Origin of the sequence: Flavobacterium sp. GSB-24 (assembly GCF_027924665.1) — a bacterium.
Classification (GTDB): Bacteria; Bacteroidota; Bacteroidia; order Flavobacteriales; family Flavobacteriaceae; genus Flavobacterium.
The window spans coordinates 3,934,627-3,952,869 of sequence record NZ_AP027043.1 but is presented as its reverse complement, the minus strand read 5'-3'; the positions used below and the strand labels follow the sequence as shown (position 1 = coordinate 3,952,869).

The 18,243-nt window shown below is 40.8% G+C and carries 9 protein-coding genes, 2 tRNA genes and 3 rRNA genes; 7 read left to right on the top strand and 7 right to left on the bottom strand.

The window, feature by feature from the left end; all coding sequences use genetic code 11:
* Positions 1-3: 3 nt before the first annotated feature.
* The 5 genes from QMG60_RS17145 to QMG60_RS17125 all read right to left on the bottom strand — a co-directional run bounded on the left by QMG60_RS17145 (position 4) and on the right by QMG60_RS17125 (position 3,452).
* A complete protein-coding gene (locus QMG60_RS17145; RefSeq protein ID WP_281865768.1) occupies positions 4-2,346 on the bottom strand; it encodes a UvrD-helicase domain-containing protein in 2,343 nt (780 codons plus the stop codon).
* Positions 2,347-2,580: 234 nt separating this feature from the next.
* Entirely contained in the window at positions 2,581-2,826 is a 246-nt protein-coding gene (locus tag QMG60_RS17140; protein ID WP_057116011.1) for a hypothetical protein, read from the bottom strand.
* Positions 2,827-2,853: 27 nt separating this feature from the next.
* Positions 2,854-3,075, bottom strand: coding sequence for a hypothetical protein (locus QMG60_RS17135; protein WP_281865767.1), 222 nt, complete (start codon positions 3,073-3,075; stop codon positions 2,854-2,856).
* Complete coding sequence (locus tag QMG60_RS17130) at positions 3,065-3,268, bottom strand: hypothetical protein (RefSeq protein WP_281865766.1); 204 nt, start codon at positions 3,266-3,268, stop codon at positions 3,065-3,067. Before QMG60_RS17130 ends, QMG60_RS17135 begins: the two co-directional genes overlap by 11 nt.
* 4 nt (positions 3,269-3,272) lie before the next feature.
* Positions 3,273-3,452 (bottom strand): DUF3606 domain-containing protein, encoded by a 180-nt coding sequence (locus QMG60_RS17125; RefSeq protein WP_057116008.1) that lies wholly within the window; start codon positions 3,450-3,452, stop codon positions 3,273-3,275.
* A 326-nt stretch (positions 3,453-3,778) separates the two neighbouring features.
* Here QMG60_RS17125 and QMG60_RS17120 point away from each other — a divergent pair, with 326 nt between their 5' ends.
* The 7 genes from QMG60_RS17120 (at position 3,779) to rrf (ending at position 10,409) form a co-directional block, all read left to right on the top strand.
* Complete coding sequence (locus QMG60_RS17120; protein WP_281865765.1) at positions 3,779-4,312, top strand: hypothetical protein; 534 nt, start codon at positions 3,779-3,781, stop codon at positions 4,310-4,312.
* A 68-nt stretch (positions 4,313-4,380) separates the two neighbouring features.
* Complete coding sequence (locus tag QMG60_RS17115) at positions 4,381-4,557, top strand: hypothetical protein (RefSeq protein ID WP_281865764.1); 177 nt, start codon at positions 4,381-4,383, stop codon at positions 4,555-4,557.
* Positions 4,558-5,120: 563 nt separating this feature from the next.
* A 16S ribosomal RNA gene (locus QMG60_RS17110) occupies positions 5,121-6,634 on the top strand.
* Between the two features lie 195 nt (positions 6,635-6,829).
* Positions 6,830-6,903: transfer RNA gene (locus tag QMG60_RS17105), tRNA-Ile, on the top strand.
* Positions 6,904-7,051: 148 nt separating this feature from the next.
* A tRNA-Ala gene (locus tag QMG60_RS17100) sits at positions 7,052-7,125 on the top strand.
* A gap of 128 nt (positions 7,126-7,253) precedes the next feature.
* Positions 7,254-10,135, top strand: a 23S ribosomal RNA gene (locus tag QMG60_RS17095).
* A 164-nt stretch (positions 10,136-10,299) separates the two neighbouring features.
* Positions 10,300-10,409: ribosomal RNA gene (gene rrf, locus QMG60_RS17090) — 5S ribosomal RNA — on the top strand.
* Together the 16S, 23S and 5S rRNA genes with 2 tRNA genes alongside form the textbook arrangement of a ribosomal RNA operon.
* Before the next feature lie 166 nt (positions 10,410-10,575).
* Here rrf and QMG60_RS17085 read toward each other — a convergent pair.
* Both QMG60_RS17085 and QMG60_RS17080 read right to left on the bottom strand, forming a co-directional pair.
* A complete protein-coding gene (locus QMG60_RS17085) occupies positions 10,576-11,811 on the bottom strand; it encodes a response regulator (RefSeq protein WP_082586727.1) in 1,236 nt (411 codons plus the stop codon).
* Positions 11,812-11,820: 9 nt separating this feature from the next.
* Entirely contained in the window at positions 11,821-18,186 is a 6,366-nt protein-coding gene (locus QMG60_RS17080; protein WP_281865763.1) for a HAMP domain-containing protein, read from the bottom strand.
* Positions 18,187-18,243 lie beyond the last annotated feature (57 nt).

Here is an 18,243-nt window from a genome sequence, read left to right as displayed (position 1 = left end):
ATCCTAACTCCAGGGTTTCCACCATTTTTTTTCCTCTTCGCCGCTATCCTTATCCTCATTTAAGCTGGAATCCTGTGTTTTTTCAAATACGTTTTTCTTCGGCTCAGATTCTGTTTTTTCAAAGGGATTTGGAGTAGATTTTAAATGTTGTTGCAGGTCTTGGGGAGTAAAATCAGCAGTTTCATCAGTATTGGCATCTTCGATAGATGTTAAGTGTTTAAAACTGAAATCTATTGGTTTTTCTTTTGCTATTGCAGCAAATTCCACAATGTATTGGGTTTTTTCAACATCTACAGTTTTTACTTTCCCCTTATTCCAGACCGGATGCATAACCAGATCACCCTCCTTAAATGTTGTTTGGGTATCACTTTGTAAAACATTGGATTTTGTTTCATTGTTTTGAATAATCTCTGGCGAAAGTTTTCCTTTTCGTACATAAAACTCCTCACTGATTTCAAAGAGAAACCTTGAAGGATATTTGTTGAGGCCCGTAGTGAAATTAAAACCCTCCGAATCAGTCATATAAAATCTTTTCTCAGCGCGTGTAACTGCCACATACATGAGTCTTCGTTCTTCCTCAATGGCACGTTTTCTTCTTTCTTTAATAGATAGAGCGCTCGGCAGTATTCCTTCAGTAAAGCCGCATAAAAAGACATAAGGAAATTCAAGACCTTTAGAAATATGAATGGTCATAAGTCTTACCTTATCCTGCTGCTGGGTATCGGCATCCAAATCTGTATACAAGGCAATTTCCTGCAGATACTCAACAATGTTCACAGGAGCATTATTTTCCTTTTCTAGGAGCAGCATTGAATTTACAAGTTCTTTAATATTTTCAAGCCTGTCCTCATCACCATCTTTTCGGTAAAGATCAGAGAGTCCGCTCTTATCCAGTATGATTTTTACCAGGTCTGATATAGATTTGGTTTTAGCAGTTTCACGAAGTTCATTAATTAGTGCCAGAAAATCTACGGCACCTTTTTTAGCGAGTTCTTTATCGGCTATGTTTTTTTCCAATGCCTGGAGCAGAGAGAGATTTTGCTCTCCGGCTAAAAGACTAAGCCTTTCTAGAAATTTCTTGCCAAGACCCCTTGTGGGCTGATTGTGCATGCGCAGAAAAGAAAAATTATCCCCCTGAACAATAAGGCGTAACATCGAAAGGACGTCTTTTATCTCTTTTCTCTCAAAGAAACGGATTCCTCCAAAAATGGTATAAGGAATATTGTCTTTTATAAGTGCTTGCTCTATATTTCTGGAAAGGTGGTTGGAACGGTATAATATAGTTATATCAGAGTATGAAGCATCTTCGGACTGCAATATTTCTTTTATTTCAGAAGCTATCCAGCGGCTCTCCTCAAAATCATTTTTTCCGTGGAAATGCACTACTTCAAAGCCTTCGGGCTTATCGGTGATCATATCCTTATCAACCCTAATAGTATTATTTTTGATGATATGATTACCAACCTTCAAGATATTAGGAGTGGAGCGGTAATTGCGATTCATAATGATGGTCTGCGTATCAGGAAAGATAGTGTCAAATTCCACTAGATATTCAGGTTTGGCTCCACGCCATTCATAAATAGTCTGATCTGGATCCCCAACAAGAAAAAGGTTCTGATGTACGCGTGAGAGCATTTCAACTAAATGAAACTGGCTTTCAGAACTGTCCTGTGCCTCATCAACTTGAATATAGTGCAGGTTTTCCTGCCACTTTAAAAGCACATCAGGATTGTTGTCTAAAATGAACGCCGTGAAATGTATGAGATCATCAAAATCCAATGCATAATTTCGTTTTTGCTTGTCAAGGTATATTTGGAAAACACGGCTTGATAACGAATCACTCTCATCAGGCTCAAAGCTTTTGTTTTCAAGTATATAACCAAGGTAATTTGAAGTGCTTTTCTGCTTAGATATAAAGCGTAAAACTTGTTTAAAAGTCAAGTGTTTCGAATTGATCTGAAGCTCCGTGAAAACATCCCTGAGTATGCTTTTCTGATCTTCGGCATCCAAAATGATAAAATTCTTCGGATAATGTATTTTGTTGATTTCCTCGCGCAGGAATCTTACGCAAAAACCGTGATAGGTAGTAATAAAACTCACATCATAGTTATCTCCTATGAGAGCCTTGACACGTTTTTTCATTTCCTGAGCGGCTTTATTGGTAAAAGTCACGCAAAGTATGTTGGAAGAATTAATCCCCAGCCTGTCTACAATATAGGCAAATCGGGAAGTCAGCGCCTTTGTTTTTCCTGATCCTGCTCCAGCGATAACGCGTACGTAGCCTTCCGTGGTTTTAACGGCCTGCAGTTGGTTAGGATTAAGATTATCTAGAATCGGGTCATTCATTTTAAAACGGTAATTTTTTTGATCTATTTATTTTATTTTAAGCAGACTGATCAAAAAGTCTGTCATACAAATTTATGCAATTAATTTGATGTGAATCATCACGGTAAATAATTGCTTTTACGGCATATAAAAAATCCTGAAGAGAATCAGTAGTTTTAAGTACAAAACTCTTTTCAGGATCTTATGTTCACATCTTTTTGTTGTGCTATATAAGACAACTTTTTAGAAGGAGGGTTAATTATCTTCGTCATCTTCAACTGCCTTCTCTTCATCTAAGGTTCTTCTGTTAGCATCAGGATCTCGTTCATCTGGACGGGGGTTAGGGTGTTTTGAAGCATCACTATGTATTCCCGTGGTATCATTTTCATGCTGGTTGATGGCGGGATCCTTTTTCTCAATAAGTTCTGAATTTATGGAATCATCTGCTGCGTGATAGGTACGTTCATCCTGATCGTAATTATCGAAGTTTTCTCTTGACATAATTATATAATTTAGTTCTTTACTATTTTAAAATTTAAATAATTTTGAAGGATCGGTAGCTTCTTTAATACTCTTGCCTTCTGGATTATTTTTATTTTCTTTTTCCTTATCGTGCCATGGTCCGTCTTTAAGATGCACCGTTTCTGCTGCACTTTCTCCTGAAGATCCTTGATTCGTAATGCTTGGAGCATTTAGTATATCTTGATTTTCGGATTCATTATGAATTTCTTTATACTTGTTACTTTCCATGATTTTCTGGTTTTTCAGTTTTCTCTTTGTGATTTTTTAAGAGCTCTCTGGCCTGTTTGAGTCCTGTAGCAATTGCAATTCCTTCTTCCGCACCATCTAGAAGCAGGGCATTGGCTATTTCTATCGCTTTTTCCCTAAGCTCGGTCGGCTGATTCTTGTAAGATGGGGGATAATCCCCGTTATACCAAGGCATAATATCAGATGTTTTGTGTGAGATGTTTAGTAAAATCATCTACACTGGTTCCAGCGGCTCTGACAGCATTTTTCAAAACCTCTTCAGGCACATTTAATTTTTCGGACCAATATTGAATTTCTTGCGGTTCTGAAATATCGATATGAGCATCATCCACTTTTCCTATGTTTGCATTATCTTCCATGATTTTAATTTTTTTAGTTTATGCCAAAGTTACTATCAGGAAAAAAAATCCTGTTATATTATAAAATCCTATTTTTATAGGATTGCAATGATTTACAATGTGTTAAGGGTATTCTCGAAGTAGCAGATTTTCCACATAGCACTCATCTGAGAAGCTAGAACTACTTAAGTGGATTAATCCTGGCATATTACCATAATTGATTAAATTCGGCGGGAGATTAATAAGGAATAATTATATCAGTATTTTGACGTATAAATAATTGAAAGGATTGTAATACTTTTAAGGGTTGGAATTTAAAATATTTTATAAACTTAAGATTTACAATTATGGAAGAAACTGATAAATTGCTCACTTTAGAAAATAAATCTGATAATTCCAAGGAACAAAATAATGAATTGGTATTCTCGTACCTCACATTAAGAAATCTTATAGGCTTCAGCGGATTACTGCTTCCTGTAATTTTATCAGTATTTCCCAGAAGGTCATCTGATTTTTATGGTTTTGAACCTTCTATCAGCGACTATTTCTATACTGATCGTGGTGATATACTAGTAGTAGTTTTGTGTGTTTTAGGAACATTGCTTATTACTTATAAAGGTTATAACTGGAAAGAGCAGTTTTTAACATTTATTGCAGGAATCTGCGGAATGGGTGTTGCATTTGTGCCAACTGCAAAAGTCTGTTTGGATTGTCAGGACAGTGTTCATACCGGCAGCGGAGGAGTATTTGATTTTATTACTGGAAAATGGTGGCATTTTGCCTTTGCTGCAACTTTTCTATTCTGCCTTGCTATAATGTCCTTAGTGTTTTTTGTAAAGAAAAATGAAGATATCCCATTAAATCATCTAATGGCTCCCTGACTCAAAAAGGAAAGCGTAATATTATCTATAAAATATGCGGCTGGGTGATTATTGGTTCTCTGCTGATTATGGGAATATATTTTATAGCGGGATGGAAAATTAAAAAGATTCCTTTTGTTTTTATTTTTGAATCCATTGCTGTAATAGCCTTCGGGATTTCATGGATTACAAAAGGACAGACATTATTGCCAGATGGTGAACATTATATTAGTAAAGGAATACATAAAATGAAAGGACTACTTTAAAGATGTCTTTTTAATAAATGAGTTACTGTAATAATTTTGCAGGATTTTAAATTATAACTTATTTGAATTAAAGATTCCGGAGGGCAGATAAATCCTGTAATTGAATTTTTGCTGCAATAACTTAATAATATATATAGTTTCATAAGGTTTTGACTTTTGTGAATATTGTATTTTTATATTTCATAAGTATGTAAATACATTTGTGAGCTGAATAATATAAGTGTTTTTATATTTTCTTTTGCTTAAAAATAGATATTGTAGGAAAAATTACCTAAATAATTTTAAAAATTTAAATACTTAAGTCTAATGTTATCAGAAACTTAGGAAAAAAAATATGAAAATATTTAAAAAAAGTCATTAAAAAGTATTGTAAATACTGATAAACTCCCTACTTTTGCACCCGCTTTGAAACACAGGCGGAATAATAAAGAAGACACGTTCGTAGACATATTGAATTGACAGCCGTTTTAACAGAGATGTTAGAACAAAAGAATAAGAGTAATAGAATTGTAAGATTCGAAAAGAACCGATAGATAAATCATCGCGATATAATATTACAATATACGATGAAGAGTTTGATCCTGGCTCAGGATGAACGCTAGCGGCAGGCTTAACACATGCAAGTCGAGGGGTATAAGTCTTCGGATTTAGAGACCGGCGCACGGGTGCGTAACGCGTATGCAATCTGCCTTTCACAGAGGGATAGCCCAGAGAAATTTGGATTAATACCTCATAGTATTACGACCCGGCATCGGGATGTAATTAAAGTCACAACGGTGAAAGATGAGCATGCGTCCCATTAGCTGGTTGGTAAGGTAACGGCTTACCAAGGCAACGATGGGTAGGGGTCCTGAGAGGGAGATCCCCCACACTGGTACTGAGACACGGACCAGACTCCTACGGGAGGCAGCAGTGAGGAATATTGGACAATGGGCGCAAGCCTGATCCAGCCATGCCGCGTGCAGGATGACGGTCCTATGGATTGTAAACTGCTTTTGTACGAGAAGAAACACTGATTCGTGAATCAGCCTGACGGTATCGTAAGAATAAGGATCGGCTAACTCCGTGCCAGCAGCCGCGGTAATACGGAGGATCCAAGCGTTATCCGGAATCATTGGGTTTAAAGGGTCCGTAGGCGGTCTTGTAAGTCAGTGGTGAAAGCCCATCGCTCAACGGTGGAACGGCCATTGATACTGCTGGACTTGAATTATTAGGAAGTAACTAGAATATGTAGTGTAGCGGTGAAATGCTTAGAGATTACATGGAATACCAATTGCGAAGGCAGGTTACTACTAATGGATTGACGCTGATGGACGAAAGCGTGGGTAGCGAACAGGATTAGATACCCTGGTAGTCCACGCCGTAAACGATGGATACTAGCTGTTGGAAGCAATTTCAGTGGCTAAGCGAAAGTGATAAGTATCCCACCTGGGGAGTACGTTCGCAAGAATGAAACTCAAAGGAATTGACGGGGGCCCGCACAAGCGGTGGAGCATGTGGTTTAATTCGATGATACGCGAGGAACCTTACCAAGGCTTAAATGTAGATTGACCGTTTTGGAAACAGAACTTTCGCAAGACAATTTACAAGGTGCTGCATGGTTGTCGTCAGCTCGTGCCGTGAGGTGTCAGGTTAAGTCCTATAACGAGCGCAACCCCTGTTGTTAGTTGCCAGCGAGTCAAGTCGGGAACTCTAACAAGACTGCCAGTGCAAACTGTGAGGAAGGTGGGGATGACGTCAAATCATCACGGCCCTTACGCCTTGGGCTACACACGTGCTACAATGGCCGGTACAGAGAGCAGCCACTGGGCGACCAGGAGCGAATCTATAAAGCCGGTCACAGTTCGGATCGGAGTCTGCAACTCGACTCCGTGAAGCTGGAATCGCTAGTAATCGGATATCAGCCATGATCCGGTGAATACGTTCCCGGGCCTTGTACACACCGCCCGTCAAGCCATGGAAGCTGGGGGTGCCTGAAGTCGGTGACCGCAAGGAGCTGCCTAGGGTAAAACTGGTAACTAGGGCTAAGTCGTAACAAGGTAGCCGTACCGGAAGGTGCGGCTGGAACACCTCCTTTCTAGAGCCTCAATTGTTAGCACGAAGGTTATGAGTTAGAAGTTATGAGTGATGCGTCTTGACGCTTAACCCTTAACGTATAACATTTAACACAATGGCACGATGGGGAAAAAAGATGGTTTTCTTCAGGTATCTGAATTGGAGATTGTATTACTCTTGCTGTTAATTTAAAAGAAATGAAAATTAAGTAAAACAGAGTCTCGTAGCTCAGCTGGTTAGAGTACTACACTGATAATGTAGGGGTCGGCAGTTCGAGTCTGCCCGGGACTACTTTTTTAAGATTGTTAATTGTAAATTATAAATTACAAAAGACAGAATAAAAAAAGACTGTAAGCTTGATTAAAAGGAAATTTTAGGGGTTGAGGCCTTATGAGAACTAATTCATAACTCATAACTAATAACTCATCACTAAGAAAATGGGGGATTAGCTCAGCTGGCTAGAGCGCCTGCCTTGCACGCAGGAGGTCAACGGTTCGACTCCGTTATTCTCCACAGGTCCGAAAGGACAAAAGTTCATTGACATATTGAGATAAGAAAATAATAAGAAAGTAGAAAGCGTTTTTTACAATTTTATTGTAAAAAACAAAAAAAAACGGTCCTGATTAATTTTAGGATTGGTACAATAAGCAAAATAAGGGCGTATGGGGGATGCCTAGGCTCTCAGAGGCGATGAAAGGCGTGATAAGCTGCGAAAAGCTGCGGGGACGGGCACACACCGATTGATCCGCAGATACCTGAATGGGGCAACCCGCTATGCTGAAGGCATAGCACACCGATAGGTGGGCAAACCCGCTGAACTGAAACATCTAAGTAGGCGGAGGAGAAGAAAACAAAAGTGATTCCGTAAGTAGTGGCGAGCGAACGCGGATTAGCCCAAACCGGTGCTGTTACGGCAGTGCCGGGGTTGTAGGACCGCGGTATTTTATGTACAAGGAACCGGAAGCTTCTGGAAAGGAGCACCATAGAGGGTGACAGTCCCGTACGGGTAACAAGTATAATAGATAGCGGTATCCTGAGTAGGGCGGGGCACGTGAAACCCTGTCTGAATTTGGCGGGACCATCCGCTAAGGCTAAATACTCCTGAGAGACCGATAGTGAACCAGTACCGTGAGGGAAAGGTGAAAAGAACCGTGAATAACGGAGTGAAATAGATCCTGAAACCATACGCTTACAAGCGGTCGGAGCCCTTTCGTGGGGTGACGGCGTGCCTTTTGCATAATGAGCCTACGAGTTAACGTTGCTGGCAAGGATAAGTGTTTAAGACATGGATCCGCAGCGAAAGCGAGTCTGAATAGGGCGCTTTAGTCAGTAGTGTTAGACGCGAAACCGTGTGATCTACCCATGGGCAGGTTGAAGCTGTGGTAACACACAGTGGAGGACCGAACCGGTTGACGTTGAAAAGTCTTCGGATGACCTGTGGGTAGGGGTGAAAGGCCAATCAAACTCGGAAATAGCTCGTACTCCCCGAAATGCATTTAGGTGCAGCGTTATTTTAGTTATACAGAGGTAGAGCTACTGATTGGATGCGGGGGCTTCACCGCCTACCAATTCCTGACAAACTCCGAATGCTGTATAATGATTGATAACAGTGAGGGCTTGGGTGCTAAGGTCCAAGTCCGAGAGGGAAAGAACCCAGACCATCAGCTAAGGTCCCCAAATATATGCTAAGTTGAAAGAACGAGGTTTGTCTGCCCAGACAGCTAGGATGTTGGCTTGGAAGCAGCCATTCATTTAAAGAGTGCGTAACAGCTCACTAGTCGAGCGGACGAGCATGGATAATAATCGGGCATAAGCATATTACCGAAGCTATGGATTTACAGTTTACTGTAAGTGGTAGGGGAGCATTCTGACAGGGCAGAAGGTGTATCGTAAGGTATGCTGGACCGGTCAGAAAAGAAAATGTAGGCATAAGTAACGATAATGCGGGCGAGAAACCCGCACACCGAAAAACTAAGGTTTCCACAGCTATGCTAATCAGCTGTGGGTTAGTCTGGTCCTAAGGCGAACCCGAAAGGGACAGTCGATGGCCAACGGGTTAATATTCCCGTACTGCTTATTACTGTGATGGGGTGACGGAGTGATGAAAGCGCCGCGGACTGACGGAATAGTTCGTTAAAGTACCTAGCTATATTCTCTGCAGGCAAATCCGCAGAGAATGGTGAAATACGATAGTACTCGGAGTCTTCGGACAAAGAGATAGTGCGCCTAAGGGCTTCCAAGAAAAACCTCTAAACTTCAGGTAATAAGCACCAGTACCGTAAACCGACACAGGTAGTTGAGGAGAGAATCCTAAGGTGCTCGAGAGATTCATGGCTAAGGAATTAGGCAAAATAGACCTGTAACTTCGGGAGAAAGGTCGCCCCGAGCAATCGGGGCCGCAGTGAAGAGGTCCAGGCGACTGTTTATCAAAAACACAGGGCTCTGCAAAATCGTAAGATGAAGTATAGGGCCTGACACCTGCCCGGTGCTGGAAGGTTAAGAGGAGATGTTATCTTCGGAGAAGCATTGAATTGAAGCCCCAGTAAACGGCGGCCGTAACTATAACGGTCCTAAGGTAGCGAAATTCCTTGTCGGGTAAGTTCCGACCTGCACGAATGGTGTAACGATCTGGACACTGTCTCAGCCATGAGCTCGGTGAAATTGTAGTAACGGTGAAGATGCCGTTTACCCGCAGTGGGACGAAAAGACCCTGTGCACCTTTACTATAGCTTAGTATTGACCTTGGATAAATGATGTGTAGGATAGGTTGGAGACTGTGAAGGGGCGTCGCCAGGCGCTTTGGAGTCATTGTTGAAATACAACCCTTTGTTTATCTGAGGCCTAACCCCGCAAAAGCGGGGGACATTGCTTGGTGGGTAGTTTGACTGGGGTGGTCGCCTCCAAAAGAGTAACGGAGGCTTCTAAAGGTTCCCTCAGTACGCTTGGTAACCGTGCGTAGAGTGCAATGGCATAAGGGAGCTTGACTGAGAGACATACAGGTCGATCAGGTACGAAAGTAGAGCATAGTGATCCGGTGGTTCCGCATGGAAGGGCCATCGCTCAAAGGATAAAAGGTACGCCGGGGATAACAGGCTGATCTCCCCCAAGAGCTCATATCGACGGGGGGGTTTGGCACCTCGATGTCGGCTCGTCACATCCTGGGGCTGGAGAAGGTCCCAAGGGTTGGGCTGTTCGCCCATTAAAGTGGCACGCGAGCTGGGTTCAGAACGTCGTGAGACAGTTCGGTCTCTATCTACTGCGGGCGTTAGAAATTTGAGTGGATCTGATTCTAGTACGAGAGGACCGAATTGGACAAACCTCTAGTGTATCTGTTGTCCCGCCAGGGGCACCGCAGAGTAGCTACGTTTGGAAGGGATAAGCGCTGAAAGCATATAAGCGCGAAACCCACCACAAGATGAGATTTCTTTTAAGGATCGTGGAAGATGACCACGTTGATAGGCTATAGATGTAAAGGCAGTAATGTCATAGTCGAGTAGTACTAATAATCCGTAAGCTTATGTACACCCTTTTCTCCCGGCTGCGGCCGGGAGAAGAAACTTTCTAAAATATATTTACTTTTCTTTATCTCAGTATGTTAAAATATTTGCCTGTCGCGGGCAGTTATGAGTCTTGGGTTATAAGTTTTGAGTTAAAAAACAATAAACCAAAAACCATAACTAAAAACCTTAAGGTGGTTATTGCGGCGGGGCTCACCTCTTCCCATCCCGAACAGAGTAGTTAAGCCCGCCTGCGCAGATGGTACTGCAGTATTGTGGGAGAGTATGTCGCCGCCTTTTTTTCAAAACCCTGTTTCTAATCGAAACAGGGTTTTTTCGTTTTTATTGGTTTTATTTTTAAACAGCCAATAAAGATTTCTTGATATTCTCATTATTGCAATATTGGCTGTATCTACACTATTATAATCCTTTGTATAATGAAAAGTAAATGCTCTGAAAGATAGAATTATTGAGGAATATAAATGTGAAAAGTGGCTCCTTCCATATGTTTTCCCGTCGCTGTAATTATTCCGTTATGATTGTCTACTATCTTTTTCACAATAGCCAGTCCTATTCCGGTTCCATCGTAATCATCTCTGCTGTGCAGTCTTTGAAAAACACCAAATATTTTCTCGCTGTGCTGGGAATCAAAACCAATCCCATTATCTTTAAAAGCAATGTGACAGTAGTTTTGCTCGGGCTGTAACTTTTCATTTTCTAATTCCTGTCCAGAAAGCAGACGGCTTTTAATTTCAATGGTAAGAGGAATATCTTTCTGTGAAAATTTTAAAGCATTATTGGTTAGGTTTTCCAGCAGTTGTACAAATAAAAATGGGATAATATAAATCTTACCATGTAGTTCAGTTGTAATGACAGCTTTTTTATCCTTGATGTTTTCAGAGAGAGCTTCTTTCACATTTTCAATAATGACGCTTAGATCTGTATGTTCATAAATGTGCTCCGTAGTGCTTGCTTGTGAGAATACTAGTAAATCGTTAATTAGATTTCGCATGCGGTTGGCTGCATATAAAATCCTGTCAAATTTTGATTTTCCATCTTCGCTCAAATTCGAATATTCTTTTGTAAGAATCATGTTGGAAAAAGTCTGGATTTTTCGCAGCGGTTCCTGAAGATCATGGCTGGAAATCTGAGTAAATGCATCCAGTTCCGCATTCTTCTGTTTTAATTCTGCCGCATATTTTTCAATAGCTGCATATTGTTGAGCTAATTTTTCGTTAGCTTTTACAATTTTGTGATTTAAGGCAGCTGTTTCTTCTTCCTTAAGCTGCAGTTCCTTATTCTTTTTATACAATTCGGTAAAAACTAAAACTTTGGCTTTAAGAATTTCTGAAGAAAGCGGTTTAATCATATAATCTACAGCTCCAGATTGGTATCCTTTGAAAATATAGTCGGAAGTATCCATATTAGCTGTTAGAAAGATAATAGGAACATGCTTAAGTTTATCACTTTGGCGTATGAGCTCGGCTGTTTCAAAACCGTCCATAAGCGGCATCTGCACATCCATGAGGATAATGGCAAAATCTTGGTTTTTTAGGAGTATTCTTAAAGCATCTTTACCTGAAGAAGCTTCTACAAATTCATATCCCTGACCAGCCAGAATGACTTGAAGAGAAAGTAGGTTTTCTTTCTTGTCATCGACTATTAATATTTTTACGGGATGTTTTTCCATGAGGCTTTCCATATTAAAATATTATTTTAGCCATACTCTCATCAGTGAAGACAGCTGTTCCACATTGACAGGTTTAGTAATGTAGTCAGAAGCTCCAGATTCAATACATCGTTGTCTGTCTCCTTTCATGGCTTTAGCAGTGACTGCAATAATAGTCAGATCTTTATGTCTAGGATTTCTGCGAATAATTTTCATAGTTTCATAACCATCAAGTTCGGGCATCATGATATCCATTAGTACAATATCGATAGTTTCGTTTCCGTTTAGTATTTCAACCGCCTCGTGACCACTTTCGGCGCTTATAACATCTAGTCCAAATCGTTCCAGTGCTGTAGTAAGGGCAAAAAGGTTTCGAACATCGTCATCTACCAAAAGTACTTTTTTATTTAGTAGTACATCTTCTTTTAAGTAAAACGTTTCAATACGCTTTTTCATATCTTCAGGCAGTTCTTTATGCACACGATGCATGAAAAGAGCAGTCTGGTCCACAAGCTCATCCATTGAAACAGCACTTTTGGTAATAATACTATGGGCAAAACGGCCGAGTTTACTGCGCTGTTTTTTGCTTAGATCACCAGCTGAATGGACAATAATTGCTGTTTCCTGTCCGCTGATATTGTTTTCAAGATCGCTGATGAGATCTAGTCCGTCTGCATCAGGAAGAACAAGATCTAGTATAATACAGTCGAAAGATTTTGTCTCAATAAGCTCCACTGCCTGTTTCGCTGTCAAAGCAGTATCAATTGAAATATCGTCTCCCTGTACCGCTTTAATTATACGGTCCAGTTCCGCTGGATTGTCATCTACAATAAGCAGGTTTTTTTGTGCATTATTTTTGAAATTCTGAATATCATTAAAAAGTGAGGTTAGAATATCATTTTTTACAGGTTTGACTAGAAAGTTTCTGGCACCTCGTTTGAGTCCTTTGTTTCTTTCATCTTCTCCCGAGATAATATATACGGGAATGTGGCGCAGGGTAAAATCAGTTTTTAATCTGTCTAGAATTTTCCAGCCGCTGGTATCGGGCATATTAAGATCCATTGTAATGGCATGAGGCTGGAAGTGACTGATATAATCCACCACATCATTACCTCTTGTGGTTACAATGGCTTTGATATTATGCTGATGAGCTCTCTCAAGAAGAATTTTAGCAAAGGTTTCATTATCCTCTGCGATCAGCAGCACTTTGTCTTCTGGTTTGATAGAAGTCCTGTCATCACCAATTTCGTCTGCAAAATACAGATCAGTATCTGATGATTTAAAACTCGAAGATGGAAGTGATTTTAAACGGCTCTTTCCAGCATGAAGCACACTTGTTTCTTCATTGACTGTAATATCTTCGATTTCTGGAATATGGACAAATTTTAAAGGTAGAAATAAAGTGAATTTACTTCCAATGTTGGTGTCACTTTCCAGTTCTATGCTTCCTCCCAGTAGGTCAGAAAGTCCTCGACTGATTGATAATCCAAGACCTGTTCCTCCATACTTACGGCTTGTAGAACCTTCTGCTTGTTGAAAGGCTTCAAAAATAATATTTTGTTTTTCTTTAGAGATTCCAATTCCAGTATCTGATATTTCAAAAGCTACGACAGCTTCGGCATTATCCAGACTGCTGCTTTTAGTTTTCCAATTATGTTCTGCCTTGTAAATGTTTAGTTTAACAGATCCTTTTTCAGTGAATTTAAAAGAGTTCGATAAAAGATTTTTCAGAATTTGGTTTAAACGTTGTGAATCAGTTTCCATAACTTCAGGAAGATTTTCATCCATTTTGATTTCAAAATTAAGATGTTTGGCCTCTGAAATAGGGTTGAAGGTAGAAGCTACAAAACGGCTTATCTCCTCAAAGCTAATCGGGTTGTAATCCACAGAAATATACCCTGACTCAATTTTAGAAAGATCCAGGATGTCATTAATCAGCTGAATAAGGTCATCTCCGCAAGAGTTAATGGTTTTCGCAAACTGAATTTGTTTTTCGGATAAATTCCCGTCTCGGTTCGCAATTAGTTCATTAGCTAGAATCTGTAAACTGTTCAAAGGAGTACGAAGTTCGTGAGACATATTGGCCAAGAACTCGGATTTGTATTTTGAAGTAAGCGTCAGCTGATCGGCTTTTTCCTCTAGCGCTTTACGGGCAACCTCGACTTCTTGGTTTTTAAGTTCTACTTCTTCTTTCTGATTGGCCAATAATATTGCTTTTTCCTCTAATTCTTCGTTGGTATTTTTAAGTACTTCCTGCTGACTTTTAAGCTCGCTGGCAAGTGATTGGGATTGTACCAGCAGTTCTTCAGTTCTAGAATTAGATTCGATGGTATTAATTACAATACCGATACTTTCGGTAAGTCCTTCAAGGAAATCCAAGTGTATCTGGCTGAAGGTATCAAGTGATGCCAATTCAATAACTGCTTTAAGTCTGCCTTCAAAGAGCACTGGAAGAATAATGACGTCTTTAGGTCTGGCATCGCCAAGTCCTGAATTTATTTTAATGTAGTCTTTCGGAACGTTGCTCAGTATTATTCTTTCTTTTTCTACTGCAACCTGGCCAATTAGACCTTCTCCCATACCGTATTGAGTAAGGGAATTTTTTCGTTTTATATAAGCGTAAGAAGCAATTAGGTTTAATTTAGAATCCATAAATTCTTCGCCTTCTTCTAAAATATAAAATAGACCATGCTGAGCGGTTACCACTGCAGCAAGTTCTGAAAGGATTTTTTTAGTAACTGCATTCAATTCTTTTTGACCCTGAAGCATTTGGGTAAACTTAGCCAAATTCGATTTCAGCCAGTCTTGTTCTTGATTACGTAAAGTAGTTGCTTTAAGATTAAAAATCATCTGATTAATAGTGTCTTTAAGTGCCTCAACTTCACCTTTTGCTTCAACACCAATAGTTCGTGTTAAATCTCCCTGTGTTACTGCCGATGCTACCTCAGAAATCGCACGTACCTGAGTGGTTAGATTCGCCGCTAACTGGTTTACATTTTCTGTTAAGTTTTTCCACGTTCCAGAAGCTCCTGGTACGTTTGCTTGTCCTCCCAGTTTTCCTTCGGCACCAACCTCACGCGCAACTGTTGTTACCTGATCTGAGAATGTGGCAAGCGTATCAATCATTTCGTTGATGGTATCGGTTAACTGTGCAACTTCACCTTTGGCATCAATCGATAATTTTTGTTTTAGATTTCCTTTTGCTACTGATGTTACAACTTTTGCGATTCCACGAACCTGACCTGTTAAGTTAGAAGCCATTACGTTAACCGAATCGGTTAAATCTTTCCATGTTCCCGCAACACCTTTTACTTCAGACTGTCCGCCCAGTTTTCCTTCGGTACCCACCTCACGCGCCACACGCGTAACTTCAGAAGCAAATGAATTTAACTGTTCTACCATCGTATTAAAGGTATTTTTCAAATCTAGAATTTCTCCTTTTACGTCAACGGTAATTTGTTTGGAAAGGTCACCATTTGCAACTGCTTTGGTTACATCGGCAATATTACGAACCTGACCGGTTAAGTTCGATGCCATCTGGTTAACCGAATCCGTTAAATCTTTCCATGTCCCAGCAACACCAGGCACGAATGCTTGTCCACCCAGTTTTCCGTCGGTACCCACCTCACGCGCCACACGAGTTACCTCAGAGGCGAAGGCACGAAGCTGATCCACCATTGTATTTACGGTTTCTTTCAATTGTAGAATTTCTCCACGAACGTCGGCCGTAATCTTTTTCGACATATCTCCATTCGCAACTGCAATCGTTACCTCGGCGATATTACGAACCTGAGTCGTTAAGTTACCCGCCATCTGGTTCACCGAATCTGTTAAATCCTTCCATGTTCCGGCAACACCTGGTACATTCGCCTGACCTCCCAATTTTCCTTCGGTTCCTACCTCACGAGCCACACGAGTTACCTCAGAGGCAAATTCACGAAGCTGATCCACCATCGTATTTAAGGTTTCTTTTAATTGAAGAATTTCTCCACGAACGTCAACGGTAATTTTTCTGGACATATCTCCATTTGCCACGGCAATTGCCACATCGGCAATATTACGTACCTGAGCGGTAAGATTTCCTGCCATTTGGTTAACGGAATCTGTTAAATCTTTCCAAGTTCCAGCAACTCCTGGTACGTTGGCTTGTCCTCCCAGTTTTCCTTCGGTTCCTACTTCTCGAGAAACCCTTGTTACCTCCGAAGCAAAGCCTCGAAGCTGATCCACCATGGTATTAATTGTATTTTTTAACTCTAAGATTTCTCCTTTTACATCAACCGTAATCTGGAGCGATAAATCTCCTTTTGCTACGGCTGTTGTTACTTCGGCAATATTACGCACTTGTCCAGTAAGGTTGGATGCCATTTGGTTTACCGAATCCGTTAAATCTTTCCAAGTTCCACCAACACCTTCAACCTGCGCTTGTCCTCCCAGTTTTCCTTCGGTACCAACTTCACGCGCCACACGAGTTACCTCAGAAGCGAAAGAGTTCAGCTGGCCCACCATGGTATTAATTGTATTTTTTAACTCTAGGATTTCTCCTTTGGTATCCACCGTAATTTGACGTGATAAATCCCCTTTTGCTACGGCCGTTGTTACCTCGGCGATATTACGTACTTGTCCGGTTAAGTTGGATGCCATTTGGTTTACGGAATCAGTCAAATCTTTCCATGTTCCGCCGACACCTTTTACTTTTGCCTGACCTCCCAGTTTTCCTTCTGTACCTACCTCAAGTGCCACACGCGTTACCTCAGAAGAGAAGGAGTTCAGCTGATCCACCATTGTATTAATGGTTTTTTTCAATTCTAGGATTTCTCCTTCGGCTACAGCCGTAATTTTTTTCGAAAGGTCACCATTTGCCACGGCCGTTGTTACCTCGGCAATATTACGTACTTGTCCGGTAAGGTTAGATGCCATTTGGTTCACCGAATCTGTTAAATCTTTCCATGTTCCTCCGACACCTTTTACTTTTGCCTGACCTCCCAGTTTTCCTTCAGAACCTACCTCACGCGCCACACGAGTTACCTCGGCACCAAATGAGTTCAGCTGATCCACCATGGTATTGATGGTGTTTTTTAATTCCAGGATTTCTCCTTCAACGTTTACGGTAATTTTTTTAGATAAATCTCCTTTTGCCACGGCTGTTGTTACCTCGGCAATATTACGCACCTGACCTGTTAAGTTGGATGCCATTTGATTTACTGAATCGGTCAAATCTTTCCAAACTCCGCCGACCCCTCGTACTTTTGCCTGACCGCCCAGTTTTCCTTCGGAACCTACTTCACGTGCCACACGCGTCACCTCAGAAGAGAAGGAGTTCAGCTGATCCACCATTGTATTAATGGTATCTTTAAGCTCAAGGATTTCTCCTTTTACGTCTACTGTAATTTTTTTAGATAAATCTCCTCTTGCTACGGCCGTTGTTACATCGGCAATATTACGTACCTGTCCGGTTAAGTTGGATGCCATCTGATTTACGGAATCCGTTAAATCTTTCCAAGTTCCGCCGACACCTTTTACTTGTGCTTGTCCGCCCAGTTTTCCTTCGGTTCCTACCTCACGCGCCACACGAGTTACCTCAGAAGAAAAAGAGTTCAGCTGATCCACCATGGTATTAATGGTATTTTTTAATTCTAAGATCTCCCCTTTTACGTCAACGGTAATTTTTTTAGATAAATCTCCTTTTGCTACCGCAGTGGTTACATCGGCAATATTACGTACCTGACCCGTTAAGTTACTCGCCATTTTATTTACAGAGTCTGTCAAATCTTTCCATACACCACCCACACCGCGAACTTTTGCTTGTCCGCCTAGTTTTCCATCAGTTCCCACCTCACGGGCTACACGGGTAACCTCCATAGAGAATAGGTTCAGCTGTTTTACCATCCCATTTACCTCTTTGGCAATTCTAAGGAATTCTCCTTGAAGTGGATTTCCTTCAATGGATAAAGGCATTTCCTGCGATAAATTTCCTTTTGCAACAGAGGTAATTACGTGTGCAATTTCAATTGTTGGATGCACCAGATCAGAGATCAGTGTATTAACAGAATCCACGCAGGAACTCCACGAACCGCGTGCACCGTCTAGAACGACACGATTCGTTAATTTTCCTTGTTTACCAATGCTTTTTCCAACTTTCTGAAATTCGAATACCATTCGTTCATTCAGATCAATTATTTCATTTAAAGTGTCGCAGATTGATCTTTTAATGCCATTCTGATCGGTAGGAAAACGCTGCGAGAAATTACCGTTTTTTACTTTCATCAGAATTTTTAAAAACTCGGCATCGCTTAGCACGGATTCTTCGGACTGATCTTTGATCTTGGCGCTTTTTTTATCAGTTACCACGGGAAGTACAAGCAGTTCTTCGCCGCTGGATTTTTTTGTGACAGGTTTTGATTTTTTCATAATAGACGGTTCTTGGTTTGATTAAATTTTTGGTTTATGGGATGTGTAAAAGGAATG

Coding starts and splice junctions, on each gene's coding strand:
- QMG60_RS17080 (WP_281865763.1), bottom strand. CDS start 18,186: ATGAAAAAATCAAAACCTGTCACAAAAAAATCCAGCGGCGAAGAACTG.
- QMG60_RS17115 (WP_281865764.1), top strand. CDS start 4,381: ATGGGAATATATTTTATAGCGGGATGGAAAATTAAAAAGATTCCTTTT.
- QMG60_RS17145 (WP_281865768.1), bottom strand. CDS start 2,346: ATGAATGACCCGATTCTAGATAATCTTAATCCTAACCAACTGCAGGCC.
- QMG60_RS17140 (WP_057116011.1), bottom strand. CDS start 2,826: ATGTCAAGAGAAAACTTCGATAATTACGATCAGGATGAACGTACCTAT.
- QMG60_RS17130 (WP_281865766.1), bottom strand. CDS start 3,268: ATGCCTTGGTATAACGGGGATTATCCCCCATCTTACAAGAATCAGCCG.
- QMG60_RS17085 (WP_082586727.1), bottom strand. CDS start 11,811: ATGGAAAGCCTCATGGAAAAACATCCCGTAAAAATATTAATAGTCGAT.
- QMG60_RS17125 (WP_057116008.1), bottom strand. CDS start 3,452: ATGGAAGATAATGCAAACATAGGAAAAGTGGATGATGCTCATATCGAT.
- QMG60_RS17135 (WP_281865767.1), bottom strand. CDS start 3,075: ATGGAAAGTAACAAGTATAAAGAAATTCATAATGAATCCGAAAATCAA.
- QMG60_RS17120 (WP_281865765.1), top strand. CDS start 3,779: ATGGAAGAAACTGATAAATTGCTCACTTTAGAAAATAAATCTGATAAT.